This is a genomic window from Micromonospora sp. NPDC049044, assembly GCF_040649215.1.
Classification (GTDB): Bacteria; Actinomycetota; Actinomycetes; order Mycobacteriales; family Micromonosporaceae; genus Micromonospora.
In genome coordinates this window covers 140,022-164,908 of record NZ_JBEZFA010000010.1, presented here as the reverse complement: position 1 = coordinate 164,908, position 24,887 = coordinate 140,022, and the positions used below count along the sequence as shown (strand labels likewise).

At 71.4% G+C, this 24,887-nt stretch carries 24 protein-coding genes and 1 other RNA gene; 5 read left to right on the top strand and 20 right to left on the bottom strand.

The genetic code is table 11. The features are described 5' to 3' along the window. Window positions 1-110: 110 nt before the first annotated feature. An RNA gene (gene rnpB / locus AB0B85_RS11140) (RNase P RNA component class A) lies at window positions 111-526 on the bottom strand. 126 nt (window positions 527-652) lie between these two features. On the opposite strand from rnpB, the gene AB0B85_RS11135 reads away from it, so the two are divergent. Continuing rightward, window positions 653-1,414, top strand: a complete 762-nt coding sequence (locus tag AB0B85_RS11135) for a sulfite exporter TauE/SafE family protein (protein ID WP_357405975.1) — start codon at window positions 653-655, stop codon at window positions 1,412-1,414. A 99-nt stretch (window positions 1,415-1,513) separates the two neighbouring features. Here the strand turns inward: AB0B85_RS11135 and AB0B85_RS11130 are convergent, their stop codons facing one another. From AB0B85_RS11130 to AB0B85_RS11110, 5 genes are all read right to left on the bottom strand, one after another. After that, window positions 1,514-1,942 (bottom strand): hypothetical protein, encoded by a 429-nt coding sequence (locus tag AB0B85_RS11130; RefSeq protein ID WP_357405973.1) that lies wholly within the window; start codon window positions 1,940-1,942, stop codon window positions 1,514-1,516. 206 nt (window positions 1,943-2,148) lie between these two features. Further along, complete coding sequence (locus tag AB0B85_RS11125; RefSeq protein WP_357405971.1) at window positions 2,149-2,484, bottom strand: immunity protein YezG family protein; 336 nt, start codon at window positions 2,482-2,484, stop codon at window positions 2,149-2,151. A gap of 4 nt (window positions 2,485-2,488) precedes the next feature. Beyond that, the gene (locus AB0B85_RS11120; RefSeq protein WP_357405969.1) at window positions 2,489-2,698 is read right to left on the bottom strand and encodes a DNA/RNA non-specific endonuclease; all 210 of its coding nucleotides are present in this window, start codon (window positions 2,696-2,698) and stop codon (window positions 2,489-2,491) included. A gap of 67 nt (window positions 2,699-2,765) precedes the next feature. After that, window positions 2,766-3,080 (bottom strand): hypothetical protein, encoded by a 315-nt coding sequence (locus AB0B85_RS11115; protein WP_357405967.1) that lies wholly within the window; start codon window positions 3,078-3,080, stop codon window positions 2,766-2,768. An 80-nt stretch (window positions 3,081-3,160) separates the two neighbouring features. Next, the gene (locus tag AB0B85_RS11110) at window positions 3,161-4,393 is read right to left on the bottom strand and encodes an MFS transporter (RefSeq protein ID WP_357405965.1); all 1,233 of its coding nucleotides are present in this window, start codon (window positions 4,391-4,393) and stop codon (window positions 3,161-3,163) included. A 54-nt stretch (window positions 4,394-4,447) separates the two neighbouring features. On the opposite strand from AB0B85_RS11110, the gene AB0B85_RS11105 reads away from it, so the two are divergent. Continuing rightward, entirely contained in the window at window positions 4,448-4,906 is a 459-nt protein-coding gene (locus tag AB0B85_RS11105) for a MarR family transcriptional regulator (protein ID WP_357405963.1), read from the top strand. A gap of 267 nt (window positions 4,907-5,173) precedes the next feature. On the opposite strand, the gene mctP is transcribed toward AB0B85_RS11105, so the two are convergent. Both mctP and AB0B85_RS11095 read right to left on the bottom strand, forming a co-directional pair. Next, window positions 5,174-6,823, bottom strand: a complete 1,650-nt coding sequence (gene mctP / locus AB0B85_RS11100; RefSeq protein WP_357405961.1) for a monocarboxylate uptake permease MctP — start codon at window positions 6,821-6,823, stop codon at window positions 5,174-5,176. Beyond that, entirely contained in the window at window positions 6,823-7,065 is a 243-nt protein-coding gene (locus AB0B85_RS11095) for a DUF3311 domain-containing protein (RefSeq protein WP_357405959.1), read from the bottom strand. The genes mctP and AB0B85_RS11095 overlap by 1 nt, the downstream gene beginning before the upstream one ends. Before the next feature lie 264 nt (window positions 7,066-7,329). On the opposite strand from AB0B85_RS11095, the gene AB0B85_RS11090 reads away from it, so the two are divergent. After that, a complete protein-coding gene (locus AB0B85_RS11090) occupies window positions 7,330-7,578 on the top strand; it encodes a hypothetical protein (protein WP_357405957.1) in 249 nt (82 codons plus the stop codon). A gap of 22 nt (window positions 7,579-7,600) precedes the next feature. On the opposite strand, the gene AB0B85_RS11085 is transcribed toward AB0B85_RS11090, so the two are convergent. The 5 genes from AB0B85_RS11085 to AB0B85_RS11065 all read right to left on the bottom strand — a co-directional run bounded on the left by AB0B85_RS11085 (window position 7,601) and on the right by AB0B85_RS11065 (window position 12,236). After that, a complete protein-coding gene (locus tag AB0B85_RS11085) occupies window positions 7,601-8,743 on the bottom strand; it encodes a bifunctional RNase H/acid phosphatase (RefSeq protein WP_357405954.1) in 1,143 nt (380 codons plus the stop codon). A 3-nt stretch (window positions 8,744-8,746) separates the two neighbouring features. Further along, entirely contained in the window at window positions 8,747-9,484 is a 738-nt protein-coding gene (locus AB0B85_RS11080) for a C4-type zinc ribbon domain-containing protein (protein ID WP_357405952.1), read from the bottom strand. Next, window positions 9,474-10,346, bottom strand: a complete 873-nt coding sequence (locus tag AB0B85_RS11075; protein WP_357405950.1) for a Nif3-like dinuclear metal center hexameric protein — start codon at window positions 10,344-10,346, stop codon at window positions 9,474-9,476. The genes AB0B85_RS11080 and AB0B85_RS11075 overlap by 11 nt, the downstream gene beginning before the upstream one ends. A gap of 71 nt (window positions 10,347-10,417) precedes the next feature. Further along, the gene (locus tag AB0B85_RS11070; protein WP_357405948.1) at window positions 10,418-10,990 is read right to left on the bottom strand and encodes a flavoprotein; all 573 of its coding nucleotides are present in this window, start codon (window positions 10,988-10,990) and stop codon (window positions 10,418-10,420) included. A gap of 16 nt (window positions 10,991-11,006) precedes the next feature. Continuing rightward, window positions 11,007-12,236 carry a helix-turn-helix domain-containing protein gene (locus tag AB0B85_RS11065; RefSeq protein ID WP_357405946.1) on the bottom strand — a complete coding sequence of 410 codons (1,230 nt, stop codon included), beginning with the start codon at window positions 12,234-12,236 and terminating at the stop codon, window positions 11,007-11,009. Window positions 12,237-12,484: 248 nt separating this feature from the next. Here AB0B85_RS11065 and AB0B85_RS11060 point away from each other — a divergent pair, with 248 nt between their 5' ends. Further along, a complete protein-coding gene (locus AB0B85_RS11060; protein WP_357405944.1) occupies window positions 12,485-13,156 on the top strand; it encodes a bifunctional DNA primase/polymerase in 672 nt (223 codons plus the stop codon). A gap of 263 nt (window positions 13,157-13,419) precedes the next feature. Here AB0B85_RS11060 and AB0B85_RS11055 read toward each other — a convergent pair whose 3' ends face one another. The 5 genes from AB0B85_RS11055 to AB0B85_RS11035 are packed head-to-tail and all read right to left on the bottom strand — an operon-like array spanning window position 13,420 to window position 19,711. After that, on the bottom strand, window positions 13,420-14,142 hold the full coding sequence (locus AB0B85_RS11055; RefSeq protein WP_357406068.1) for an FAD:protein FMN transferase: 723 nt from the start codon (window positions 14,140-14,142) through the stop codon (window positions 13,420-13,422). Window positions 14,143-14,191: 49 nt separating this feature from the next. Then, entirely contained in the window at window positions 14,192-14,791 is a 600-nt protein-coding gene (locus AB0B85_RS11050) for an FMN-binding protein (RefSeq protein WP_357405942.1), read from the bottom strand. An 11-nt stretch (window positions 14,792-14,802) separates the two neighbouring features. Continuing rightward, window positions 14,803-16,221 carry a ferredoxin reductase family protein gene (locus AB0B85_RS11045; protein ID WP_357405940.1) on the bottom strand — a complete coding sequence of 473 codons (1,419 nt, stop codon included), beginning with the start codon at window positions 16,219-16,221 and terminating at the stop codon, window positions 14,803-14,805. Beyond that, window positions 16,218-17,600 (bottom strand): DUF1501 domain-containing protein, encoded by a 1,383-nt coding sequence (locus AB0B85_RS11040; protein WP_357405938.1) that lies wholly within the window; start codon window positions 17,598-17,600, stop codon window positions 16,218-16,220. Before AB0B85_RS11040 ends, AB0B85_RS11045 begins: the two co-directional genes overlap by 4 nt. An 8-nt stretch (window positions 17,601-17,608) precedes the next feature. Further along, window positions 17,609-19,711 carry a DUF1800 domain-containing protein gene (locus AB0B85_RS11035; RefSeq protein WP_357405936.1) on the bottom strand — a complete coding sequence of 701 codons (2,103 nt, stop codon included), beginning with the start codon at window positions 19,709-19,711 and terminating at the stop codon, window positions 17,609-17,611. 431 nt (window positions 19,712-20,142) lie between these two features. Here AB0B85_RS11035 and AB0B85_RS11030 point away from each other — a divergent pair, with 431 nt between their 5' ends. Then, window positions 20,143-20,400 (top strand): DUF3040 domain-containing protein, encoded by a 258-nt coding sequence (locus AB0B85_RS11030; RefSeq protein ID WP_355028062.1) that lies wholly within the window; start codon window positions 20,143-20,145, stop codon window positions 20,398-20,400. A gap of 4 nt (window positions 20,401-20,404) precedes the next feature. Here the strand turns inward: AB0B85_RS11030 and AB0B85_RS11025 are convergent, their stop codons facing one another. Together AB0B85_RS11025 and AB0B85_RS11020 are read right to left on the bottom strand one after the other, a co-directional pair. After that, on the bottom strand, window positions 20,405-21,313 hold the full coding sequence (locus AB0B85_RS11025) for an SWIM zinc finger family protein (protein ID WP_357405933.1): 909 nt from the start codon (window positions 21,311-21,313) through the stop codon (window positions 20,405-20,407). 47 nt (window positions 21,314-21,360) lie between these two features. After that, window positions 21,361-24,771 (bottom strand): DEAD/DEAH box helicase, encoded by a 3,411-nt coding sequence (locus tag AB0B85_RS11020; protein ID WP_357405931.1) that lies wholly within the window; start codon window positions 24,769-24,771, stop codon window positions 21,361-21,363. Window positions 24,772-24,887 lie beyond the last annotated feature (116 nt).

Here is a 24,887-nt window from a genome sequence, read left to right as displayed (position 1 = left end):
AGATGTGCGGGGGCCGCCACAGGGCCGTCGAACGTCGACCACCATCGACCAGCAGCACCCGAAGAAGCAGCAGGTCAGCCGCCGTGTGCCGGCGGCTGACCTGGTGGCGACGGACGAGTCGACCTGTACGCCGGATTCTGTGCGCGGCGCGTACCCCGAGGGGTTTGCGCCGGCGGCGGCCATCCATCTCGGCCTGCCGTTGCCGGCAGGCTCCAGCGGCCTACCCGCAGACATCGGGCGGGCAGCCCTCAAGCGTCTGCGCCGGGTCGCCATCTTGCGGTGACGGCCCTTGCTTGGCCTTGCTCCGGGTGGGGTTTACCAAGCCACCCCGGTCACCCGGGGTGCTGGTGGGCTCTTACCCCACCGTTTCACCCTTACCGTCCCCGTTGGGGTCGGCGGTCTGTTTTCTGTGGCACTGTCCCGCGGGTCGCCCCGGGTTGCCGTTAACAACCACCCTGCCCTGTGGAGTCCGGACGTTCCTCGGCGGCGGGCCGGAGCCCGCCGACGCGACCGCCCGGTCGACTCGTCCGTCGCGCTCTCATCCTAACGACGGACGTGCCGCCGGTATTGCCGCCCCACCTGGGCAAGATCACGCTGCTCAGGGGCGGCCGGGGGAGCCATCTCGGCGGGCGGCAGTTAGCCTCGTGGGGCTATGGATCTCTCCCACGCCGCGCTGCTGCTCGCCGCCGGTCTCGCCGCTGGCACTGTCAACGCGGTGGCCGGTGGTGGTTCGCTCATCACCTTCCCGGCGATGATCGCTGTCGGGTTGCCCCCGGTGCCGGCGAATGTCAGCAACTCGATCGCCGTGTTCCCCGGGTACGTGGCCAGTGTGGCGGGCAGTCGGCAGGACCTGCCGCGCCCTCGCGCCCTGGCCACGCTGGTGCCGACGACGATCGTCGGCACGATCCTCGGGGCGTTGCTGTTGCTGGCCACTCCGGCCCGCGCGTTCGAGTTGGTCGTACCGTTCCTGGTCCTCGGCGCGACCGCGGTCTTGGCCTTCCAGGATCCGCTGCGCCGGCTGGTCGGTCATCCCCGGGACCTGTCACCACGGCGACGGACGGTCGCGGTGCAGACGATGGTCGCGCTTGGCGCGGTGTACGGCGGGTACTTCGGGGCGGCGCTCGGGGTGATGCTGGTGGCCGGGTTGGCCCTGGTGTTGGACGCGACCCTGGCGCGGGTCAGCGCGATAAAGAATCTGCTGTCCGCAGTGGTGGGGTTGACCACGCTTGTGGTGTTCGCCTTGTTCGGCCCGGTGAACTGGGCGGCCGTCGCGGTGGTCGCGCCGGCCACCCTGATCGGCGGGTACGCGGGCGCCCGGCTGGTGCGCCGGCTGCCGTCGGTGGTGCTCAAGACGCTGATCGTGGTGTTCGGCACGACGATCGGCCTGTACCTGCTCTGGCGTGCCCTGAACTGACCCGGCCGCCCGCCGCCCGACCGCCCCGACGCCCGCGGACGGGCCGACGGCGCGGACGGGCGGGGACGTCATCGACAAGGACGATGAGGTAGCTACGCTTCAGGCACGGTGGGAGAGCGTCCGAAACGCGGCTCTACCGCGCCGGCAGTCCATCGACCTGCTCAGGGATGCGGTGACGCAGGCGGCAAGGTCCAACGTGGTCGAGTCCGGCTCTGCCAGCAGCGCAGGGGCCTCGTGCCGACGCCAGTACCGCACGGCGTGTAGGGCAGCCTGTCCGGGGGCGCCGTACCAGCACCGGGGGAAGCCGTTCGGGTTCGGATCGGTCGGGCGAGGGCTTCGCTGGCCACGGCGCTTGGCGAGCTTCCGTTCGGCGGCGTAGTCACGGAGCTCGGCATGCCAGCCCGCACGACTCGCCACCAGAGCGTCCAACGCGCGCAGCAACGCCGCCTCGTCGCGCTGAAACGGCCCCGCGATCTCCTCCAGGAAGTTCAGCGTGGCGTGGAAGCCGATCGGCCGGTACAGCTGCACGCAAGACCTCAGCGCCGAAAACCGGCGCCGGTAGGGCAGCTCGGGGTTGCGCACGTGGTGGGCGACCACCGTCATTCGTGCTTACAGCTCTTCCAGCGCCTAACGATCAATCCCGTAGGCACAAAACATTCCACCTTCGGGGTCATAGGAGAACCGGCCTTCGAGAGCTTGAGCCTCAGCGCTCCCCCGCACGGTGGGGTCCGCTGTTAGTCCTGCGGCGGGTCGTACGAGAAATTCACGTCGAAGTTCCCGTCACGTTCTACCGTCATGGTCACGCCGTACCACGGTGCCTTGCCTTCGTTCTTCGTGGCATCCCACCAGTCCATGACCGCCTCGTTGACCTCGTCGCTGGCGTCGACCGGCTCGTTGTCGAACGTGAAGTGCCCCGCTGAACCGTCGTCGTTGATGAAGGTCAGCTGTACCGAGGCGTAGTCGGCGTCCGCCTCGCACCGAGCGGTGATCAACCTCGCCCGGTCGGGGAGCGCGCTGAGAAGGGCACCACCGATCCGGTTCGTGAACTCGGCATCACGGCTCGTGAGCATTCGGTCAGCCTCCTGGTCGGTTTCGGAAACGGTGTCTCTCGATTGGCCCACCATTGACCGATTCGGCGATTTCGAAGCGGACAGGTCTTCGAGAGGCCGAGTCCGAATCGTAGTGCACAGTGCCGTGGACCTCGACGGAGGAGCCTCGGTCGAGGGCGCGGGCCCACGCGTTTTCCATCCGTTTCCAAGCACCCCCGTTGAGGTTGGCGTCCATCGGGGACAAGGTTCAGACCCTCGCATGCCGAGGAGGCCGACAAGCTCACCGGGAAGTTGAAGGCCCATTAGCTGAGGCCCTCACCGATAGCGGTGATCATGGATCGGATGTCGGATTCGGCCTGTTCGTAGGCTTCGCCCATGCCGACGAGGTCATCGCCAGCCGAGACGAGTTCCTCGGCGACGCTGTGCCAGCAGTCAAATGCCCACGCCGAGACCGCCGTGTAGGCGGTGCCGATGTAGGTGCCGATGGTGTCGTCACCCCATGCGCCCTCGTAGGCGGCACATGCTTGCTCGAAGGCGGTGAGTTGGTCGCTGAGGGTTTCGCCCGTGGTGGCGAGCGTGCCCTGCGCTGACGAGCCCCGACGTCCGAAACCGCGCAACTACAGGGAAACTGCTGCCTCCCACGACGCTGAGGCAGCAGTTTCCCCGAAAGTGCGCGGATCTTGAAGCGAGCCCCTGGTCAGTACGCCTCCCCGACCGGCTCCTCGGCGGCGTGTTCGCTGTCGGCGGCGGCGCGGTTCCAGCGGGACCAGAGCACCCGTTCGCCGTAGCCGGCGGCCATCAGGTGCGCGCAGGCCAGGTAGACCAGCACGCCGACGGCGAGCACTCCGAAGCCCACCCAGAACGGCAGCGCCAGCGAGTGTTCGGCGAGCTTGCCGGAGATGATCGGTGCGGGCGCGGCGGCACCCCAGCGGACCAGGTTGAACGCGCCGGTGGCGACCCGCCGGTCGGTGGAGCCCAGGCCGAGCGCCAGGTCGGTGAGGTTGGCGTTGGCCAGGCCCATGCAGAGGCCGGCGAGCACCAGCACCACGAGCGCCTCGGCGGTGCTGTGCGAGGTGGCGAAGAGGACCATGCAGACCAGCAGCCCGGCGATAGCTACGCCGACGGTCTGTACCGCGCCGATCCGGTGGGCCAGCCGGTGGCCGATCACCATGATGCCGGCGGCCAGGCCGAGGCCCCAGCCGGTGAAGGCGAGCCCGAGCGGGATGACGTCCAGACCGAGGAAGAGCGGCGTGTAGCCGAGTACCACGAAGAACACGAAGTTGTACGCGGCGGTCACCACGCAGAGGGCGATGAACGCCGGCCGACGGTAGGTGGCGAGGATCTGGCCGACGCGTACCGGGGCCTGCCGGTTGGTGGGCTCGCGGAGTTTGCGGGAGGCCACGGCGAGGGCGAGGACCATGAAGACACCGCAGACGAAGAACGGCAGCCGCCAGCTGATCTCGCCGAGCAGGCCGCCGATCAGCGGGCCGACGGCAAAGCCCATGCCCAGGGCGGTCTCGAACAGGCCGACCACCCACTCCCGGTCGACGGCCAGGTTGACAAGCACCACCATGGCGGTGGCGAAGAACATCGCGTTACCCAACCCCCAGACCCCGCGCAGCACGGAGAGTTGCACGATGTTGTCACTGAACGAGGCGAGGATCGCGGCGAGGCCGACCACGGAGACGCCGGTGATGAGCACCGGTTTGAAGCCGAAGCGGCCGCTGGCAAGCGTCGCCGGGATCATGCCGAGGGCCATGACCGCGATGTACGCGGTGAACAGCAACTCGACCTGCCAGGCGGTGACGCCGATCGCCTCGCCGATGGCCGGCAGGATCGGGTCGACGACGGCGATGCCGGCGATGGCGAGGAAGGCCACCAGTGTGGTGGCGTAGATGGCACTGCGGTTCGGTTCGGTGCGCCGATCCACTCCGACTCCCCAATTAGCTGTATCGTACAGGTATTTATCCTGTATCATACAGCTATGGATGACGACGACGAGCGCACCCTCGGCCAGATCGAGACCGAGGTGGCCCTGCTGATGCGCTTCGGCGAGGCCACCCGGCGGGCCACCGGCACCGCCGAGCACCGGGTGCTGGACCGCGCGGCGTACGTCATCCTGCGGCACCTGGCCGACGCCGGCCCGCAGAACGTCTCCGCGCTCGCCGCCCGCCTCAACCTGGACGGCTCGACGGTGACCCGGCAGGTGTCCGCCCTGCAACGCGACGGCCTGATCACCCGCACTCCGGATCCGTCCGACGGCCGGGGGACGGTCATCTCCCCCACCTCGGCCGGCCTGCAACGGATGGCTGCCGTGCAGGCCGCCCGCACCCGGCTCTACGGCGACATGCTGGCCGACTGGAGCACCGCGGACCGGGCCACCCTGGCGAGCCTGCTGGGTCGCCTCAACCAGGCCTTGGTCAACCGCAACCGCCGCCGCTGACCGCCCACCGACGCACGCAGCAAGCAGGCACACACGCGCGGGGCACGCAGCACGCGCCCTCCCGCCAAGATCACGCAGAATCCCTGTTGTAGTGCCCTCCCACGCACTCCGACACCACTAGAACAATGATCGAGCGCGATCTTGGAGGTGGGTGCCCGCAGCGCGGACGGCTGGCCCGGGTCGGGTCGAGTCGGGCACGACTCCGGTCGCATGGCGTGGTGCCGCCCGGGCACCGACGGACGTCGGCACCCGGGCGCGTACCTGAGGTCAGGCGACCGGCTCGCGGGCCGAGGCGGCGTCGCTCTCGGTGCCCGGGGTGACCCGGGGATCGCCCTCGTCGGCGAAGTAGTCGTCCGGCGTGGTGCCGTCGACCCCCTCCGCCACCTTGGCGGCCCGTAGCGCGAGCGTCACGAGCGCCGCGACAGCCAGGTTGACCACTACCGCCACGATGCCCACGTAGATCGTCTTGGTGGTGTCGAACCCGAACTCGGAGAGCGGGAACGCCGAGCCACCGAAGTGCTTCTTCGTCGGGCTGGCCACCTGGTAGAGCATCCACATGCCCAACCCCATGCCGACCGCCCAGCCGGCGATCAGGCCGGTGCGGTGGAACCAGCGGGTGTAGAGCCCCAGCGCCACCGCCGGCAGCGTCTGCAGGATGATCACGCCGCCGATCAACTGGAGGTCGATGGAGAACTGCGGGTCGAGGAACACGATGCAGGCCACCGCGCCGACCTTGACCACCAACGAAGTGATCTTCGAGACGTTCGCCTCCTGGGCCGGGGAGGCGTCCCGCTTCAGGTACTCCTTGTAGATGTTGCGGGTGAACAGGTTCGCCGCCGCGATCGACATGATCGCCGCGGGCACCAGCGCACCGATGCCGATAGCCGCGTACGCCACACCGGCGAACCAGTCCGGGAACTGCTGGTCGAACAGCAACGGCACGATCGTGTTGTTGTCGACAGTGCCTTCCTTCGCGCCGGGCAACGGCTTCACGCCGGCCGCGATGGCCATGTAGCCGAGCAACGCGATCAGCCCGAGCAGCAGGCTGTACGCGGGCAGCGCCGACATGTTCCGCTTGATCACGTCGCGGTTCCGGCTGGCCAGCACACCGGTGATGCTGTGCGGGTAGAGGAAGAGCGCCAACGCCGAACCGAGCGCCAACGTCACGTACTGAAGCTGGTTGTTGCCGTTGAGCAGGATGCCGTCGTTCGGGTTCGGTGAGGCGTCGAACTTCGCGTCGGCGGCGGCGAAGATGTCCCCCCAGCCGCCGAGCTTGTACGGCAGGTAGACGATCGCCACCAGGATGACGATGTAGATCAGGCTGTCCTTGACGAACGCGATGAGCGCCGGAGCGCGCAGCCCCGACTGGTACGTGTAGGCGGCCAGGATCGCGAACGCGATGATGATCGGCAGGTGTCGAGCCACCGCGTTGTCGCCGGTGACGCCCATCGTCTTGAGGACTGCCTCGATGCCGATCAACTGCAACGCGATGTACGGCATGGTGGCCACGATGCCGGTGATCGCGATCAGCAGGGCCAGCACCGGCGAGTCGAACCGGTTGCGGACGAAGTCGGCAGGCGTGACGAACCCGTGCCGGTGCGACACCGACCAGAGCCGGACCAGCACCAGGAACACCATCGGGTAGATCACGATGGTGTACGGCACGGCGAAGAATCCGGCCGCTCCGGCGCCGAACATCAACGCCGGCACCGCCACGAAGGTGTACGCGGTGTAGAGGTCACCACCGACCAGGAACCAGGTGATCCAACCGCCGAAGCTGCGCCCGCCCAGCCCCCACTCGTCAAGGTGCGCCATGTCCTTCGGTGCCCGCCACCGGGCGGCCACGAAGCCCATCACGCTCACCAGCAGAAAGAGGAACGAAAAGACGATGATCTCGGTGAGATGGTCGCGCCACATCAGCGGCCTCCCCGCTTCTTCGTCATCTGGTAGACAAGCGTCGTGGTGGAGACACCAAGCAGGATGTACGCCAGTTGCAGCCAGTAGAAGCGTGGGAAACCGAGAAACCGGGGCGAGTCGCCATTGAAGAAGACCGGGATCAGCGGCACCACGATCGGGATGAAGAGCAACCAGTTCCAGGGGCTGTGGTCCTTCGCCCTGGCCGGCGCCGTGGTGGGCGCCTCCGGTTCCGGTGTAGCCATCTGACACACCTCCGGGGAGTCGTAGCTCTCGATATAACGGCCGGAGGCTACGACTCCGTGACGGCCGTCACGTGTCCCGGGCGTCGAATCGTGCGCCGAGCGGCGAGTGCGGTGCGCCGAATGACGGCCGCCCGCACGGGACAGCGCGGACCGCCCCTGGTCGCTAGCCTGTGACCACAAACGGTTGTGAGGTGATTACGTGTCGAGATGCGCACTTTCCGGGCCGGGTCGCGCGGTCGACACCGGCGACGCGGACGCGCCGCGGTGAGCCGGCGGTCCCCCCGGGCCAACCGCGCGCTCCTGCTGGTCGGGTTCGCCCCCGTGGTCCTGCTACTGGGCCGCCTCGCGCTCGACGGCGAGATGCCAGGTCTGATCCGGATCGCGATGGCGCTGCTCGGTCTCGGTCTCGCCATGCCGGCGGTTTACCTGTTCCGGTGGGTGGGTCACGTGGCCGGCGACCGGAGCGACGCCACCGGGCCACCGGCTCGATCGGTTGACGGGCCGAGCCGGTAGGCCCGGCCACCACCAGCCAGGATCAGAGCGCGGCGAGGTGGGCGGTGTCGTTGACCGTCCGCACGGCCACGCCGCCGTCGGGCCACCTGTCGAGCACCGAGATGCCGGCCGCGTCCAGGAAGAGCCGATGCAGGAACCCGTCGCCGGCCGCGAGGGCGTCGCGCAGCACCAGCTTGATCGGCGAGACGTGCGAGACGACCACCACTGTCTCCCCGGGGTACGCGGTGAGCAGCCCTGCCATGACACGTTGGGCGCGTTCCGCGACGTGGGTGAACGACTCGCCGTCCGGCGGGGCGATCCGGGGTGAGGCGAGCCAGGCGTCCATCTCCCCCGGCCACTGCTCGCGCACCTCGGCGAAGGTCCGCCCCTCCCACTGACCGAAGTCGCACTCGATCAGGTCGTCCTCGGTGCGGACCGGCACGTCGCCGCCGAGCGCTGCGGTGATCGCCGCCGCGGTGGCCGTACACCGGGACAGCGGTGAGCTGACCACTGCCGCGACGGACGGGGCCAGCGCGGCCACCCGGGCGCCGGTGGCCAGGGCCTGGGCCCGGCCCTTCGCGGAGAGTGGCACGTCGCCGCGCCCGGAGTAGCGGCGCTGCTCGGTGTACTCGGTTTCGCCGTGCCGGACCAGGATCAGCCGGGTGGCGGTGAAGGTCGGCCGTGGCTCCCACGAGGCCGGCGCGGTCGCCGGGTCGCTGCCCGGCGCGGGCGCCGCCGGAGGTTGGCCCGTCGTCGGGGTCCGCGTGGGCCGGCCAGCGGCGGCGTCCATCGCGGCGTTGGCGAGCGCGTCGGCGTGCCGGTTCTGCTCGCGCGGAATCCACGCGAACCGCACCGCCGTGAACCGGCCCACCAGCCCGGCGGCCTCGGCCGCGAGGGGCCGCAGGCCGGGGTGCTTGATCTGCCACCGGCCGCACATCTGCTCGACCACCAGCTTGGAGTCCATCCGGACGTCCACCTCGGCGGCGCCCAGCTCGGCGGCGGCGGTCAGCCCGGCGATGAGTCCCTGGTACTCGGCGACGTTGTTGGTAGCGGTGCCGAGCGACTCGGACCGCTCGGCGAGCACCTCGCCGGTTTCCGCGTCACGCACCACCGCGCCGTAGCCGGCCGGGCCGGGATTGCCCCGGGAACCGCCGTCGGCCTCGACGCTTACCACCCGCGGGGCCACGACCTACAGGCCCGACTCGTTGGTGCGGACCATGATCCGCCGGCAGTCCTCGCAGCGGACCACGTCGTCCGGGGCGGCCTTGCGGATCCGGGCCAGGTCGGCACCGGACAGCTCCAGCCGGCAGCCGCCGCAGCGGCCCGCGGTGAGCAGCGCGGCACCCAACCCGGTGTCCGCCCGGATCTTGTCGTAGAGGGTGACCAGGTCGGCCGGGAGGTCGGCGGCGAGCGGCTGACGGGCGCCCCGCTTGAACTCCTCCTCCTTCGCGATCTCGGCGAGCGCGTCGTCGCGGCGCTGCTCGGTCGCGGCCCGCTTGTCGCGGGTGTCGGCAAGTCGCTGCTCCACGCCGTCCAGGACGCCCTGCGCGGTCTCGCGCTGCTCCATCAGCTCCAGCTCGGCGTCCTCCAGGTCGCCCTGGCGCCGGTTGAGTGAGACCAGCTCGTGTTGGAGCGCCTCCAACTCGCGGGCCGGGCCCGTGCCGGCGGCGAGCCGGTTCTCGTCCTTCTCCTTGCGGGCCCGGACCTGCTCGACGTCCTTCTCCAGCCGGGCGATGTCCCGGTCCAGGTCGTCGACCGCCACCTGGGCGCGGACCCGCTCGTCCTCCAACGACGACAACTCCCGGGCCAGCGACTCCAGCTCGGCCCGCTCGGCAAGCGTTCGCCGGCGGTGCGCGAGCTGGGCGAGGTTGGTGTCGATCGCCTGGAGGTCGAGCAGGCGGCGCTGCACCTGAGGGTCAGCCTTCACGGTCGGGCTCCTTGTCGTCCACAGCGGGTGCGGCGGCGTGCACGGTCCACGGGTCGGTGTCCAGGTCGGACACCAGCGTCTCGACGCCCGGCGCCGCCCGCAGGAGGGCGGCCAGGTCGTCCAGCCACGGTCGTTCGGTCGCCCAGTGGGCGGCGTCGATCAGGGCGGGACCATCGGCGGCGAGGTGCTCGCCGGCCGGGTGGTGCCGCAGGTCGGAGGTGAGAAAAGCGTCCACCCCGGCGGCGGTCGCGGCGCCGAGGAAGCTGTCCCCCGACCCGCCGCTGACGGCGAGGGTACGAACCATACGCCCGGGATCCCCTGCCGCGCGAACTCCCCAGGACGTGACGGGGAGCACGGCGGCCGCGTGCCGGGTCAGCTCGGCGAGAGTCATCGGCTCGGGCAACTCCCCGATCCGGCCGAAGCCCCGGTCGTCGCCGTGCGCGGCCGAGCCGGGCGCGGGTCGCTGAAGCGGGCGCAGCCCGGTCAACCCGAATCGGGCGGCGAGGGCGTCGGAGACACCCGGGGCGGCCACATCGGCGTTCGTGTGCGCCGCGTAGAGCGCGATGCCGGCCCGGATCAGCTGGTGGATGATCCGACCCTTGACTGTCGTCGGAGCCACCGACGACACCCCGCGCAGCAGCAACGGGTGATGCGCGACGATCATGTCCACCTCGGCGTCCAGCGCCTCGGCCACCGTCTCGGGCACCACGTCGACCACGCAGAGCACCCGGCGGACCGGGGCGGCCGGCTCCCCGAGCACCAGGCCCACCCGGTCCCATTCCTCGGCCCAGGCCGGTGGATAGCGCCGTTCCAGCTCGGCCACCACGTCGGTCACCGTGGGGGCGGATCTGCTAGTGCTCACGGCGGGCCAGCTTACCGGCGCGGGGCGGTCCAGCGGTGACACCCGGCCCGGCCGCACCGGGCGGGTGCGCGCTAGGCAGCGCTCGCGGAGACGGTGTGCAGCGCGGTGAGCGGCATCGTCCACGGGAAGGCGTGCAGGTGCTGCTCGCCTGTGCCGGGCGGATGCAGGGCGATCACGTGGTCACCGAAGAGCACTGTGACGCCCCACTCGGCCAGCCGGGCCACCCCGGCACGGAACGCGGGGTGGGCAGCCATCGCGGCGTTCGTGTAGGGCACCGCGACGATGGGGATGCCCTTGCCCTGCGCCTCGACGAGCAGCCCGAGCGCCAGGGTGTCGGCGATCCCGGCCGCCCACTTGTTCACAGTGTTGACGGTGGCCGGGCAGACGATCATGGCGTTGGCGGGCGGCAACACGTCCGGATCACCGGGATTCTTGTAGTGCGTCCGCACCGGGTGGCCGGTCTGTCGGGCCAGCGCGGCCTGGTCGACGAACTTCGCCCCGTCCGGCGTGGTGACCACGCAGACGTCCCAACCATCCTGCTGGGCACTGTCGACCAGCCGGCCGACGTGCCGGGCCAGCGGTGAACCGCAGGCGATGACGTAGAGCACGCGGTGGTGCCCGCTGTGCTGTGGCGAGCCGGCCATCAAACCGGCTCCGCGCTCATACCCCTACTCCCATGTGCTCAGCCAACTCCGCTACCGGAGAAGGCGGCGCACCACGTGTGCGACGAAGGATGTCCGACATCACCTCGTGGGCGATCGGCCGGCAGCGGATCTCCGACGGCGCGAGTCGGTCACCGAGCAGCAGCATCTCGCCGGCGTTCGCCACGTCGCCCAGTTGGGCGTAGCCGCGGGCGATGTCGAGCAGGTGATGGGCGCGACGTTCGGGCAGCAGGGCGTTGAAGGCGGGCTCCGCGATGCGCAGCTGGTGCACCTCAACGGCCCGGCCCCCGTCACCCAGCTCCACAGCGGCGGCAGCCCGGTGCAGCTCGACGTTTGTCGGGCCGAACGACGTCCAGTAGTGGTTGTGGTCACCGCCGAGCAGCGTGGCGGCCTCCTGCGCGCAGTTGATCAGGTCGTCGACGCTTGCCGTGTCACCGATGCGCGACGCGGCCATCGCGCCCTGGAGCAGCAGCATCCCGTACACGGAGAGCCGGGCCGGGGTGACCTCGTTGCTCCCGCCCGGGGCCAGCCGGTTGGCGATCTGGACGTTCAACTCCAGCGCGGGGCGGGCCCGGCCCATCGCGACGAGCGCGTTGCAGACCCGGGTGGTGGCGATGCCGGCCAGCAGCGGGTCGTCGGCCCGCTGGGCCACCGCCATCGACCTGTCGGCGGCCAACCAGGCGAGCTCGCACTCGCCGAGCTTGCGCAGCACCGAGGAGGCGATCTGGTAGACCTGCCCGAGCAGGTGGGCCGCCTCGGGCGCCCGGTCACCGCCGTAGGCGGCGTCGGCGGCCTGCGCGTCGCGCAGCAGCTTGGGCAACGCCCGGGTGAGCATGCCGTAGCGCCCGTACTGGTAGGTGAGCCAGGCGTGGTTGACGGCCTTGCGCAGGTCCTCGAGCGGCGGCGGACACGGCACCGCGTCGAAGTACGCGCTCATCGAGTCGTAGCGTTCCAGCGCCGCCCGGATCTCCTGCACCTCGACCTGGTCGATGCAGTTGAGCGCGTCGGTGCGCCGCTCCGGATCCTTGCCCAGCAGGAGTTGCACGTCGACCTGGAGGATGTCGGCGATCTCGTAGAGCACTGAGAACTTGTCCAACCGGCGGACACCGCGTTCGACCTTGTCCACCCAACTCTTGGACTTACCCAGCCGGTCGGCGAAGACCTGCTGCGACATCTTGCGGCGCCCCCGCCAGTAAGCCACTCGCCGTCCTATGGGTAGCTCGTCCATCTGCCCATCCTCCCCTGCCGCCGCCGACCGATCGAGCCGGGGCGATGTCCGCGGGTACGGCGACTGTCGTTCACTTTCAGGTTTTCGCTGGTCGCACACGATGTACGTCAGCCGTACAGCCAGTCCTCGTACTTTTCGTGCAAGTTGCACGAGCCGTTCGTCAACCTCAACGATCGTGGGTTACGGCAGTGACGGTGCTCGACATGCGACCTGGCGAACGCCGGGCCCGACGAGGGGAGATGGCACACATGTGGGGGAACGTCGGACCGCGCGTGGCCGAACTGTCGCCGCTGGAACGAGTCCGGCTGCGCCGGGTCGCCATGCGGTACGCCGCACACGGGTGGGAGGTCACCCCGGGGGCCTGTCTGGCCCGCAGTCGCTTCGTCTGCGGGCGGGCCGGCTGTCCCACAGTCGGCTGCCACCCCGCCCTGGAAAACTGGGAGTTGGCCGCCAGCGCCGACCCCGCCCGGGTGGCCACCTGGTGGCGCAACCGCCCGCACGGGGTGCTGCTGCCCACCGGCCGGGCCTTCGACGTGCTGGAGGTGCCCGCCCACCTGGGCCGGCACGTGCTCGACGCGGTGCAGATCCACCCGGCCGGCACCGGCGTACGCGGGCCGGTGCTGGTCACCCCCACTGGGCGGTGGATGTTCCTGGTCCGCCCCGGCGATCCGCTCCGACCCGAGTTGGAGCACTGCTTCCACGTGGTCCGGCACGGGCCGGGCTCGTGGGTCCCGGCACCGCCCACCCGGCTGCCGGAGGGCACGGTCCGCTGGGCGGTCGCCCCCGAGCAGGCCCGCTGGCAACTGCCCGATTCGTACCTCGTGCAGAACACGGTGATCGGAGCGCTGCGGGCCGCCGGGGTGACCCTCACCGCGGACCTGCTCCCCGGTCACCTGCCACTGCCCCGCAGGGGCATGTGAGACCGACCCGGCCGACGATTCGATCCGGTGCCCGACAGCGTCGCCAGGGCGCCGGTCCTCGTTGACAGGGAGACGGCGCCGACGCGCGCCACGAACGGGGGAACGATGTCCACGAACGGCAGGGCGCCTCATCCCGGCGGCACCGAACCGCCCCGACGCAGCCACCCACGCCACCGGTGGGCCGGCACCAGGCCGGCCGGCTCGCGCCCCGGCCGCCCACGCCCCACCGGCTCCCGCCCAGCCGGCACCCATCGCCCGATCCGCTAGTCGGTAACCGGGAGGCCGGTGGAGTGGAACTGGCGGCCGTCGTCGGTCACCACCGCGTGGGTGTGGCCGTCGAGGCCGTTAAGCCAGCCGAGACCGGCGGCCCCCATGGCGAGGGCGGCGGTGGCGTACGCGTCGGCCACACCGAGATCCGGGCCCACCACCGTCACCGAGCGCAAACCGCTGGCCGGGGCGCCCCGACGCGGGTCCAGCACGTGCCGGCCCCGTTCGTAGACACCGGACGTGGCCACCGCGAGGTCGGTGCCGGTGAGCACCAGGCAGGTCGCCATGGCGTCCCAGGGGTGCCGGATGCCGACGCGCCACGGTGCCCCGGTCGGGGCGCAGCCGCGTACCCGCACGTCGCCGCCGGCGTTCACGCAGTGGTTCGCGGCACCGGCGGCGAGCAGGCGATCCGACGCGATCTGAGCGGCCCAGCCCTTGACGAAGCCGGACGGGTCGAGCCGCCCGGTGGCGTACGCGTCGAAGAACCCGTCGGTGGCACCCCACAGGTCGGCGCAGGCCTCCAACACGAACCGCAGCGGCGCCGACGCCTCGGACAGCAGCACCTCGCCCCGGTCGAAGCGGGACACCTCGCTGTCCGGCCGGTACGTGCTGAACCGGGCGTCCACCTCACGCATCCAGGCGAAGACCTCGTCGGCCAACTCGCGCAGCGTCGCCGGCGGCAGGTCGTCGGCCAGGTCCACTGTGATCGCCGTACCCATGATCTGCTCGACCCGGCAGAGCCCCGGTCGGATCGTCGCGGTCGGCATGTCAGAAGGCCTGCTCGATCGCGCCCCGCAACGACTGCTTGTAGGAGTTGCTGGTCTCGGTGGCGCCGGAGACGGTGTTGACGTTGGCGCTCTGCTTCTGCACCACCTCGCCGCCGGTACCGTCGTACCTGCTGCTGACGTCGTCGCTGTGGATGTCGGACTCACCGCCGCTGGGCAGTGACAGCGAGACGGCATCGACGATCCGGTTGCCGGATACCACGATCTGCACCTGCACGAACCCGTACTCGTTGTCCACACCCGGCCCGGTGACCCGCCGGGTGGTCGACTGCGGTGCCTTGGTGGTGGTCCGCGGCGCGGTCGGCGCCTTCGTGGTGGCGCGGGGGCTGCCGGGCGGCCGGGCGGTGCTCTTGCTCGGTTTGGCCGACGCCGGCGCGCTGGGCGCCACCGACGGCGTCGGTGCCCCGGCCACCGGGTCGGCGGTCGGGCCGGTGCCCGGGTCGACGTCCTGCGGGGTGGGATTCACCGGCTGGGCGGTGGGCAGGTTCTGGGCGACCTGGGTGGCGCCCGGCGAGCCCTTGAACACCACGAGCGCGGTGGTGCTGGCCGCCAAGCCGGTGATCGCGAGCAACGCGCGACGCATGGGATGCCTTCCTACAACTCGAACGTGGCCAGGTGGATCTGCCGTCGGGGCACGCCGGCGCGGCGCAGCGCGCGCACCGACTGTTCCACCAGGCCGGGTGGCCCGCACAGGTAGACGTCGCGCCGGGCCACGTCGGGCACCAGTTGCCGCAACCCGTCGGGGCTCATCAGTTGGCGGGGGCCGGGGTCGTCGCGGGAGCCGATGACGTACCAGACCGATGTTTCGCGCTCCTGCGCCAGCCAGTCCAACTCCCGGCTGAGCAGCACGTCGGCGGGGGTGCGGGCCCGGTAGATCAGGGCCGCGCCCGGCGGCAGCTCCTCGAGCATCGCCCGGATCGGCGTGATGCCGCTGCCGCCGGCGATCAGCAGGGCCCGCTCGCGGACCCGGTGCGCGGCGGTGAAGGTGCCCGACGGGCCCTGCGCCCAGACCCGGGTGCCCGGGGCCACCTCGCGCAGGTCCGCGGTGTGCGTGCCGACGACCTTGACGGTGAGTCGCAACCAGCGGCCGTTCGCGGCGGCGGAGACGGAGAACGGGTGCGACTGCCACCAGCAGCCCCGGGTGAGGAAGCGCCACCGGAAGTACTGGCCGCCGAGCATCGTCAGCCGGCCGAGCCGCTCGCCGGTGAGGTAGATGGAGATGGTGTCGGGGCTTTCGGCGACCACGTCGGCGACCCGCAGCTTGTACCGCAGGTTGAACGCCAGCGGCGCGAGCACCCGACCCCAGAGCAGGGCGGCGACCACCAGCAGGTAGAGCGCGATCCAGCCGGTACGCACCGGACCGGGCTTGTACAACTGTGCGCCGTGGGTGAACTGGTGGCCGAAGCCGAGCAGCAGGATCAGGTAGCTGGACCGGTGCAGCAGGTGCCACAGCTCGTAGGGCAACGCGCGCCGGATCGCCCGGACACTGCTGAACCCGACAAGCATCATGAGGCCGGTGGCGACGAACGCCGAGAGCATGTCCTCGTAGTCGCCGAGCAGCGTGCCGACCTCGGCGAGGATCGACTGGTTGCGCAGGTCCGCGTAGCCGACCAGGATCAGCGACAGGTGCGCCAGCACGGCGACAAGCAGCGTCGCGCCGACGTCACGGTGCCAGCGGGCCATCTGCTCGCCGCCGATCCACCGTTCCAACACCGGCAGCCGGCTCATCATCAGCACCTGCACAAGCAGCAGGTAACCGGCGATCAGACCGGTGATCCGGCCCGCCGCGGTGACGGTGGCCGCGGTGCTGCGCAGCGAACCGGCGGGGGTGCCCAGCCACCACGGCAGCACGCTGGCGAGCAGGCCGACGAGCAGCAGCAGGCCCAGCAGCCGTCGGCCGCCGGGTCCGCGCCGGTCCGGGACCTGCGGGGGTACGGGTAGCGCCGACCGGCCGTCGTGCCGGGACGAGGTCCCGGTACGACGGCCGGCGGCGTGAGTGTGCGGGTACGTCACGCGTACAGCTTCATCGGGGCGTACTTCTGGCGGGGGAAGACCTTCTCGACCTCCGCGTTGGTGAGCCCGAACCGGCCCTGGGCCACCGCGCCGTACACGTTGAACATGTTGTTGTACTCCGGCACGTCACCGGAGTCCGGCTTGTCCAGACCGTTCCAGTTGCCGAGCAACGAACCGGCGAGCTTCTTGCCGGAGAGGATCGTGACCACCCCGCCGTGCCCGTGGTCGGTGCCACCGGTGTTGGAGCGGATCCGGCGACCGAACTCGCTGGACACCATGATCGTCACGTCGGCGGCCTGCGGGCCGAGGTCGGTGAAGAAGGCAGCCATCGCCTTGGCCAGCTCGTTCAACCGGCGGTGCAGTTGGCCGCCCGCAGCGGTGCCCTGGTTCTCGTGGGTGTCGTAGCCGCCCATCCCGACAGTGGCGACCCGGACGTTCGCGCCGCCCTTGATCAGCTGGGCGAGTTGCTTGAACGAGTTGCCGACGCCCTCGTACGTGACGCCCTCGGCGGGCTGGTACGGCTTGGCGGCCAACTGCTGGGCGGTGGCCAGCGCACCCATGCCCTCCTGCACTGCCTCCTCCACCGGGTGGTTGATCCCGGTGAAGAGCCCCTTGATGGCAGCCTCGGTGGCCGCCCGGAACCGCTGGTCGCCGTTGAGCCGCAGCGACCCGACGTTGTTCAGCGACAGCGCGCCGTTGGTGCCCACCAGCGAGCGGGGCAACGTGCTGCCGATGCCGACGCTGCGGAACGCGGTGCCCTTGCCCAGGTGGTCGACCAGACCGTCGAGCCAGCCCCGGCCGCCGGTCTCGTTCGGCAGGCCGCCCAGGTTGCAGGCGTCCGCGGCCTGGAAGTGGCTGCGCGACAGCCGCGGGTCCGAGGTGCCCGGTACGAAGCCCAACTGACCGGCCGTGAGCCACTTCTCCAACGGCTTGAACGCGCTCGTCAGCTTGAAGCCCCGGTCCAGGGCCAGCGAGTCGTTGCCGAGCAGCAGGTCGGGACGGTCCTTGGCGAGCACGGGGTCGTTGTCCGGCGCGACGAGGCTCAGCCCGTCCAGGCCCCCGTAGAGGAACACGTGGATCAGGGTGCCGGTCGGGGTCGCCGCGAACGACGCCGACGTGGTGACGAACTGGGCGGTGGCCAGGGCGGTGGCGGTGGCCGCGGCACCGGCGACGAAGGTCCGCCGGGTGACGCCGCGACCGTCCTGCTGGGCCTCCTCCAGGTTCTCCAGCGTGCGGTAGCGGTCCCGCTCGGCGGCGCTCTCGGCGGCGACGATGTCCGCCTCCGCGCGCAGCAACGCCTCGGCCGGGTTGTCGGCCAGCCGTCGCACGTCGGGGCATTCGGGGTGCAGGGGGAAAGAGTTGTACACAGTCTTCTCCATCGGGTGCCTCACCTGAGGTGGTGCTGGGGGGAAGCGAGGATCGCCCGCGCGACGGCGGTGATGGCCCCGTTGAATGTGGCGTCGACCTTGGCAGTCGCCGGCACACCGGCCACACCGAGGATCAGGTTCTTCTCCCGCGTGCTGAGCTTCTGACCCACCAGCCGCTGGGAGAGTGCGTCCACGTACGCCCCGGCGGTGGCCGGCGGAGCGGCGATCAGCTTCTCCGGCGCCGTGTACGTGAAGGTGGTGCGGAAACCGGCGATGATCTCGCCGGCCTCGTTCCAGCCGTTGACCATGGTGCCGGCCGACGTCCAGGCGACGTACACGTCCGGGTAGCCGTCCGGGGTGGGCTGCCCCATCGGGTAGTGGCCCAGCTCGCGCAGCTTGTCGTGGATCTGCCGCAGGCCCCGGGCGTACGGGGTGCGCTTGCTGTCACCGTTGTTGTGCTTCGGCGACGCCTCCGGAGAGACACCCAGGGTGCGGTACGTGGCGACCAGGTACTCCATCGGCCGGCGCACCTTCTGACCCACGCCAGCCCAGAACTCCGAGGCGGAGAAGAGCGCCATCAGCACCGGCTTGATCAGACCGTTGTTCGTGGTGTACGTCTTGGCCAGCCTGTCCACAAGGGACTTCGGCGGGGTGTCCGAGACGAACCGGGTCGCCAGGCTCTGCGCCACGTACTTCGCGGTCGACGGGTGCAGCGCGATGTAGGCGATGTACGCGTCGATCGCCGCATCGGCCTTCTTCGGGTCCGCGGAGTCGTTGGCGTGGGTGAAGCCGAGAATCTTCACCTTGCCGACGTAGTGCTGCTCCGGCTTGAAGACGTACTTGCCGTCCCGGTCGATGCCACGGCCGGTCTGGAGCATCGCCGCCTGCCGGACGTCCTGCTCCCCGTAACCACCGTCGACGCCCACCGAGTAGAGCTCGAGGTTCTCCCGGGCGAGGTTCTCGTTGATCGCGTCCTTGCGGGAGTCCTTCTGGTTCAGGTAGATCAGCAGCGCGGGGTGCTTGTTCGCGGCGACAAGCATCTCCGGGTAGCTGCCCAACGCGTGCTGGCGCACGACCTCCTGGTCGAACGAGTTGCGGTACACCTCACCACCGTCGAAGTCGGCGGCGACGTGCAGGAAGTCGTTCCAGAAGTCGACCATCACCTCGAACAGTTGGCGCTTGGACCAGATCTGCCGGGCGAGGGTGGCGTCCACCATCTCGCGCTCCGGCTGGGCGCCCTGCTCGTTGAGCTGGTCCCGCTGGGCGCGCAACTGCTGCGGGGTGAGCTTCAGGGTGGGCAGCTCGGAGAGCTTCAGCTCGGCCTTGCTCGGCTCGATCTTGTCCGGCTCCAACTGGGCGCGGATCCAGCCGTCGATGCCCTGGCTCTTGATGTCGGCGATCACCGCGGGCGTCGGCCCGAAGGTGGCACGGCGGGCCAGGTGCAGGATCGGGTCCTTGGCCAGCACCGTCTTGACCGTCACCTTGGTCGCCGCGGCGGCGGCGGCCGGACCGGACAGGGTCCGCCCGGTGGTAGGCGCGTTCTTCTTCAGCGCCTCACCGGCCCGGGAGCCCATGTAGCTCTCGTTCTGCTCGGTGTACGTGCGCACCGTGCTGGGCTGCTGGCCGCTGGGCCGCGCCGCGGTGCCGTCGGTCACCGTGCTGCCGGTCGCGTCGCCAGCCGCCGCGGCCTCGTCGCCGAAGAGGCCCCGGAACTGCGGGGTCATGGCGAGCGCGGCACCACCGGCGACGACGGCGGCGGTGCCGCTGAGGGCGACGATCGCCTTGCGCCGGCCGACCTTGCGATCGGAGTCGTCGTCATCGTCCAGAGCGGGCAGTCCAACACCCGCCGGTCGCGCCGGCGCCGGCCGGCCGAGGCCCTCCGGGCCGACCCACTGTGGCCCGCGCGGGCCGGGGGCCGGCTGTCCGGCGTGGGCGTAACCGTCGCCGTACTGCTCGCGCGGGTCGGCCTGCGCAGGGTAGCCGCCCTGGTAGGGGTGGGGCGAGTCGTACCCGTAGGGCGCGGACGTGCTGGGGTCGCCGTAGCCGTCCGCGCTGTGGTGCTGGCGTCCGTCCCAACCGCGGTCGTCCCGCGGTCGACGTGGTGGCACATTCTGGTCGGCCATGTACCAATCCCGATTTCTGATGAGCGCCGAAAGCTGCGACCGGGCAGGTGCGACAGGTGCGGCGACTGTTGCCTGAGGGGGTTGCTACGGCAAGGTAACCAAGCGCTCAGGTGCCTTCAAGGTGGGCTGAACGCCCTCGCGAGGGCACTTAAGACAGCGCTCAGTGCCGCATCGCGAGCGGGCGACGGGCGGTGGCCGGGCGCGGACCTTCCCAGCAGGGCGTACGCGCGGCAGCTGGGCACAGACCCGACCGCAGCGCCATACGCGACACGTTCCACGCTGTTCCCCACCACAGGCAAACTTAAGGTTCGGGTAAGCCGGACATGAGGTGAACTCGCGTGGCGGAAAAGTAGGAGCAGCGGGTGAGCGTGAGCCGCCGCAGCAGCGGGTATGCCGCCGAACCGCTGGACGCGTGAGGGGAAGGCAGCGCCATGCTCAGCAAAGAGGATCAGCGCAGGTTCGACCAGATCACCCGTCAGCTCCGGGAGAGTGACCCGGCCTTCTTCGCCCGGTTGGACCACCGGGCCCGGGCCCGCAGGGGCCGCTATCTGATGTTGTTGACCATCGTGCTGTGGGCGTCGCTGCCGGCGATAGCCGTGTTCGCCGGCCGGTTGACCGGCGCGATCTGCGCGGTGGTGCTGGTGGCCAACGCCGCCATCATGTGGCGGTTCCGCCGCCGGTGGACGTGACGGCTCACCGCTCGGCCGGGCCGAACGCCCGGTACGCGCGGCGCAACCGTTCGAGCAGTCCTGGCCCGCCGATGGCCGGCGCCGGTGCTCCGAGCTGGCGCAGCAGGAGGTCCGGGCCGGTTGCCAATCGGGGTGGCCGATCGGGCAGCGGCACCGGCGGCGTCCAGAACCGGTCCGCCGACTCGGCAAGCGTGGTTGCCGGCAGTCCGGCCAGCGCGCGGGCCGCGCCGACAGGTGCCGGAACGGCCACTGCCGACTCTCGACCGTCCGGTTCGGACGGTGGATCCGGCGGCTCCGGTGCGGGGGCGGCTCCGGTGGCCTCGGCCCGTCGGGCGCGCAACTCGTCGAGCAAGTCCGCACGGGATCGGCCGCGCCAGTGCAGCAGCTCGAACGGGTCCGCGTCGAACGCCTCGGCGAGTAGGTAGAACGTCGCCGCGAGGTGTTTGCACGGCACCGCGAAGTCGGGGCAGTTGCAGCGCTGGGTCAACTCGTCGACGCTGGCCGGGAAGAGCGGCGCACCGGCGGAGACGAACAGCTCCTCCAACTCGTCGGGGAGGTCCCCGGCGAGCAGCCGGGCGCTGAAGAACGCCTGGCCGGCCAACTCCGCCTCGATCCGGGACCAGAGCGCGGCCGGAAACGGCTTCAACGCGATGGACACCTGGTACGGCTGCGGTCGGGAGCCCTGCACCACGGCGCTCACCCGTCCGGGTGCGATGTCGAGCGTGCGCACCTGACCGGCTCGCGCGTACGACCGGCCCCGGGTCAGCCGGGTGCCGAGCGCGAACGACTCCAGCACCTCCAGGAAACGCCGCGACCACCAGGACGTGCCGATCGCGCCCCGGGCGCTGCGCGCCCGCAGACCCCCGTCGACGCGGCGGGGGCGCCCGTAGTCGGCGAACCGGTCGGTGCTCACGCCGGCACGGGACGGCACGCTGCGGGGGCCGCTGGTTGGCTCACGCACTACTCCACCACCGCTCCGGCTTCCAGGGCGAACAGGTCACGCAACTGGCCGGTGGACAGCTCGGTGATCCACTGCTCGCCGGTGCCGACCACCCGCTCGGCCAGACTGCGCTTGTCGGCGATCATCGCGGCCACCTTCTCCTCCACAGTGCCGGCGCAGACGAACTTGCGCACCTGCACCCGGCGGCGCTGCCCGATCCGGAATGCCCGGTCGGTGGCCTGGTCCTCCACCGCCGGGTTCCACCACCGGTCCACGTGCACCACGTGGTTCGCGGCGGTCAGGGTGAGCCCGGTGCCACCGGCCTTGAGGGACAGGACGAACAGCGGCGGACCGTCGGCCGACTGGAAGCGCTGCACCAGGGCGTCCCGTTCGGCCTTGCCGAGGCCGCCGTGCAGGAACAGCACCTCCCGGCCGAACCGCGCCGACAGGTGACCGCGCAGCATCGCGCCGAACTCGGCGTACTGGGTGAACAGCAGTGCCCGCTCCCCCGCCGCCAGCACCTCCTCCATGATCTCGGTGAGCCGGGCCAGCTTGCCGGAGCGGCCCTCCAGCGGCGAGCCGTCGCGCAGCAGTTGGGCCGGGTGGTTGCAGACCTGCTTGAGCCGGGTCATGGTGGCCAGCACCAGCCCGCGTCGCTCGATGCCGTCGCTGGACTCGATCCGGGCCAGCATGTCGTCGACCACCACCTGGTAGAGGGCGGCCTGCTCGGCGGTGAGGTTGCAGAGCACCTCCATCTCCAGCTTCTCCGGCAGGTCCGAGATGATCGACGAGTCGGTCTTGAGCCGGCGCAACACGAACGGGCCGGTGATCCGGCGCAGCCGTTCGGCGGCCTCGGCGTCGCCGTTGCGCTCGATCGGCTCGGCGAACCGCTTGCGGAACGTCGCCGCCGGGCCGAGCAGCCCCGGGTTGGCGAACTGCATGATCGACCACAGGTCGGCGAGCCGGTTCTCCACAGGCGTACCGGTCACCGCCACCCGCTGCCGCGCGGGCAGCGCGCGGACCGCCTCGGCCTGCCGGGTCGACGCGTTCTTGATCGCCTGCGCCTCGTCCACCACCACCCGGTGCCAGTCGATGCCGGCCAGGTCGACGGCGTCGCGGGCGGCCACCGAGTAGGTGGTCAGGACCAGGTCCGCGCCGTGCGCGGCCGCGGTGAACTCCGCCCCCCGCGCCCGCTCCGCCCCATGGTGTACGTGCACCCGCAACGTCGGCGTGAACCGGGCCGCCTCCCGCTGCCAGTTGCCGACAAGCGACATCGGGCAGACCAGGAGGGTCGGCCCGGCCTCCGGCGGATCCCCGGCGAGCAGTGCGAGCAGCTGCACGGTCTTGCCCAGCCCCATGTCGTCGGCGAGCACGCCGCCCAACCCGAGCGAGCGCAGGAACGCCAGCCAGGCCAGCCCGCGCTGCTGGTACGGCCGCAGCGTGCCCTGGAAGCTCGGCGGCGGGTCCAGTGGGGTGAGTCGGCGCTCCACCGCACCGGCGAGCAGGTCACCGAGCGCCCCGTCGGCGCTCACCTCCAGCACCGGCAGCGCACCGGTGGCGTCGCCGTCGGCCAACCCGAGACGGAGCAGATCGGCGACGGTCAGCTCGCCGGCCGAGCGGAGCAGCCGCAGACCGGCCGCGAGCCGCCCCGGGTCCAGCTCGACCCACCTGCCGCGCAGCCGCACCAGCGGGGTCTTCAGCTCGGCCAGCGCCGCCAACTCCTCGGCGGAGAGCGGCTGGTCACCGAGGGCGATCTCCCAGCGGTAGTCGACAAGGGCATCCAGGCCGACACCGGCATCGGTACCACCCACAGTGCCTGGCGCGGTGCGGCTGCGGGCCCGGAGCCGGGCGCCGAGCCGCGCCGACGGGCGCTGCCACCACGACGGCAACAGCACCCCGAAACCAGCGGCGTGCAGCACCGGGGCGCCCTCGCTGAGGAACCGGTGCGCCCCCTCAACGTCGAGTTCCATCGCCTCCGGAGCGGCGGTACGCAGCGCGGCGTCCAGGTCCGGCCAGAGCCGGCTGGCCCGGCCCAGCTCGGCGAGCAGCGTCTCCTGCGGGCTTGTCGTCCGGCCGGCCAGGCCGCCGAGCGTCTGCGGCGCCCGCCAGATCTGCCCGGCGTCGACGTGCAGGCCGGGTTCGTCGGCCGCCTGCAATCCGAACTCCAGCCGCCAACGCCCGGCACCGACCGACTCGACCGGCACCGGCGAGTTCCCCGCCGCCACCTGCCCGCTGTCCGACCCCGACCCCGACGTCGGCCCCGCTACTGCTGCTGCTGCCGCCGGCATGCTGCCCGACCCGGGCCCCGCCGCCGGCATGCTGCCCGCTCCCGCCGCCGTTGGCACGCCGTCGCCCGGTACCGGGCGGGTGGCCAGGATGGGTTCGGTGATCTCCTCGGGAGCCGGCTCCACGAGCCGGAAGCTGGCCCGCACCGGGCCACCGGCGGCGTCGCGTTGCCAGACGTCCAGCTCGGCCTGGAGAGTGGCCAGGGCGGCCGGTTCGATGGTGAAGTCGCGTCGAGGGCCGGCGAGCGCGGCCAACCAGGCCGGCGCCGGACCACCTGGGCGCAGCCCTCGAGCCAGCGTGGTGGTCGCCAGAGCAGCCCGTGCGGCGGCGTCGGTGAGCGCGTCGAGCGCCTCCGTGACAAGCGCGGCGGCCGTCAGCTCGACCCCGCCCGGCCCGGTGGCCGTCACCGAGGTGCTGGCCGCCGGGGCGACAGCCGGTGACGCGGCGGCTGCCGGCACCGCCGTCGCTGACGCGGTGGCCGCTGAGGCGGTGGTCGGCGTGGGCTGCACGACTGCGGCTCGGGCGGCCGGTGGCAGGGCCAGCGCGAGCGACCGCGCCCAACCGGCGTCGGTACCGGTCAGCAGCGGTCGCCAGACCGCCCACGCCGGCACCGGGGCAGCAGCGCCCGCCGGCACCGGGGCGGCAGCGCCGGACAGTTGGGAACCCACTGTCGTGCGGACACCGGGCAGCACGCGGCCACGGGTCACCAGGTCGGCGGCGAAGTCAGCCAACCCGGCGAGGTGACGCAGGGTCGCCCCGGCCAGGGCCGGCAGTTCTTCCAGGTGGCGCAGCAGCAGGAGGGCGTCGTCCGGGGCGTACACCAGCACGGGCACCCGCCAACCGGCCAGGGTGAGCCGGCCGCGGACCGGGGGCGCGACGGCGGTCCGGATCAGCTCGGGTGAGTCGGTCGGTGCGCCCGCCCGGGTGGGCAGGGTGAGCAGCACGGTGTCCGGGCGGGCGGGTTCGGCGGCGTCAGCGAGGACGGCGGCCAGGTCGGCGTGCCCGGCCGCGAAGGGATGCGGGCGCACCCGGGGCGGCCGGCCGGGGCGAGTCGGCGGGGGCGGCGCGGCGCTGTCCTCGGCCCAGACGGCGAGCCCGCCGGTCGAGCCGTCGCCGGGCAGCCACAGCCCGTGGATGACAAACACCTGCTCCCCCTCGTCGCCGCCCGCGCCCAGGATAGGCGGCCCTGGCGGGTAACGACCCACGCCCACCAGGGCCACCACGTGTCGTGGTTGGCCCTGCGGTGATCATTTGCTGAAAA

Bases quoted from the DNA above. Each gene is read 5' to 3' on its own strand.
- AB0B85_RS11105 (WP_357405963.1), top strand. From the start codon at position 4,448: ATGGATGACGACGACGAGCGCACCCTCGGCCAGATCGAGACCGAGGTG.
- AB0B85_RS11065 (WP_357405946.1), bottom strand. From the start codon at position 12,236: ATGGACGAGCTACCCATAGGACGGCGAGTGGCTTACTGGCGGGGGCGC.
- AB0B85_RS11030 (WP_355028062.1), top strand. From the start codon at position 20,143: ATGCTCAGCAAAGAGGATCAGCGCAGGTTCGACCAGATCACCCGTCAG.
- mctP (WP_357405961.1), bottom strand. From the start codon at position 6,823: ATGTGGCGCGACCATCTCACCGAGATCATCGTCTTTTCGTTCCTCTTT.
- AB0B85_RS11050 (WP_357405942.1), bottom strand. From the start codon at position 14,791: ATGCGTCGCGCGTTGCTCGCGATCACCGGCTTGGCGGCCAGCACCACC.
- AB0B85_RS11135 (WP_357405975.1), top strand. From the start codon at position 653: ATGGATCTCTCCCACGCCGCGCTGCTGCTCGCCGCCGGTCTCGCCGCT.
- AB0B85_RS11060 (WP_357405944.1), top strand. From the start codon at position 12,485: ATGTGGGGGAACGTCGGACCGCGCGTGGCCGAACTGTCGCCGCTGGAA.
- AB0B85_RS11095 (WP_357405959.1), bottom strand. From the start codon at position 7,065: ATGGCTACACCGGAACCGGAGGCGCCCACCACGGCGCCGGCCAGGGCG.
- AB0B85_RS11035 (WP_357405936.1), bottom strand. From the start codon at position 19,711: ATGGCCGACCAGAATGTGCCACCACGTCGACCGCGGGACGACCGCGGT.
- AB0B85_RS11055 (WP_357406068.1), bottom strand. From the start codon at position 14,142: ATGGGTACGGCGATCACAGTGGACCTGGCCGACGACCTGCCGCCGGCG.
- AB0B85_RS11040 (WP_357405938.1), bottom strand. From the start codon at position 17,600: ATGGAGAAGACTGTGTACAACTCTTTCCCCCTGCACCCCGAATGCCCC.
- AB0B85_RS11070 (WP_357405948.1), bottom strand. From the start codon at position 10,990: ATGGCCGGCTCGCCACAGCACAGCGGGCACCACCGCGTGCTCTACGTC.
- AB0B85_RS11120 (WP_357405969.1), bottom strand. From the start codon at position 2,698: ATGGACGCCAACCTCAACGGGGGTGCTTGGAAACGGATGGAAAACGCG.
- AB0B85_RS11125 (WP_357405971.1), bottom strand. From the start codon at position 2,484: ATGCTCACGAGCCGTGATGCCGAGTTCACGAACCGGATCGGTGGTGCC.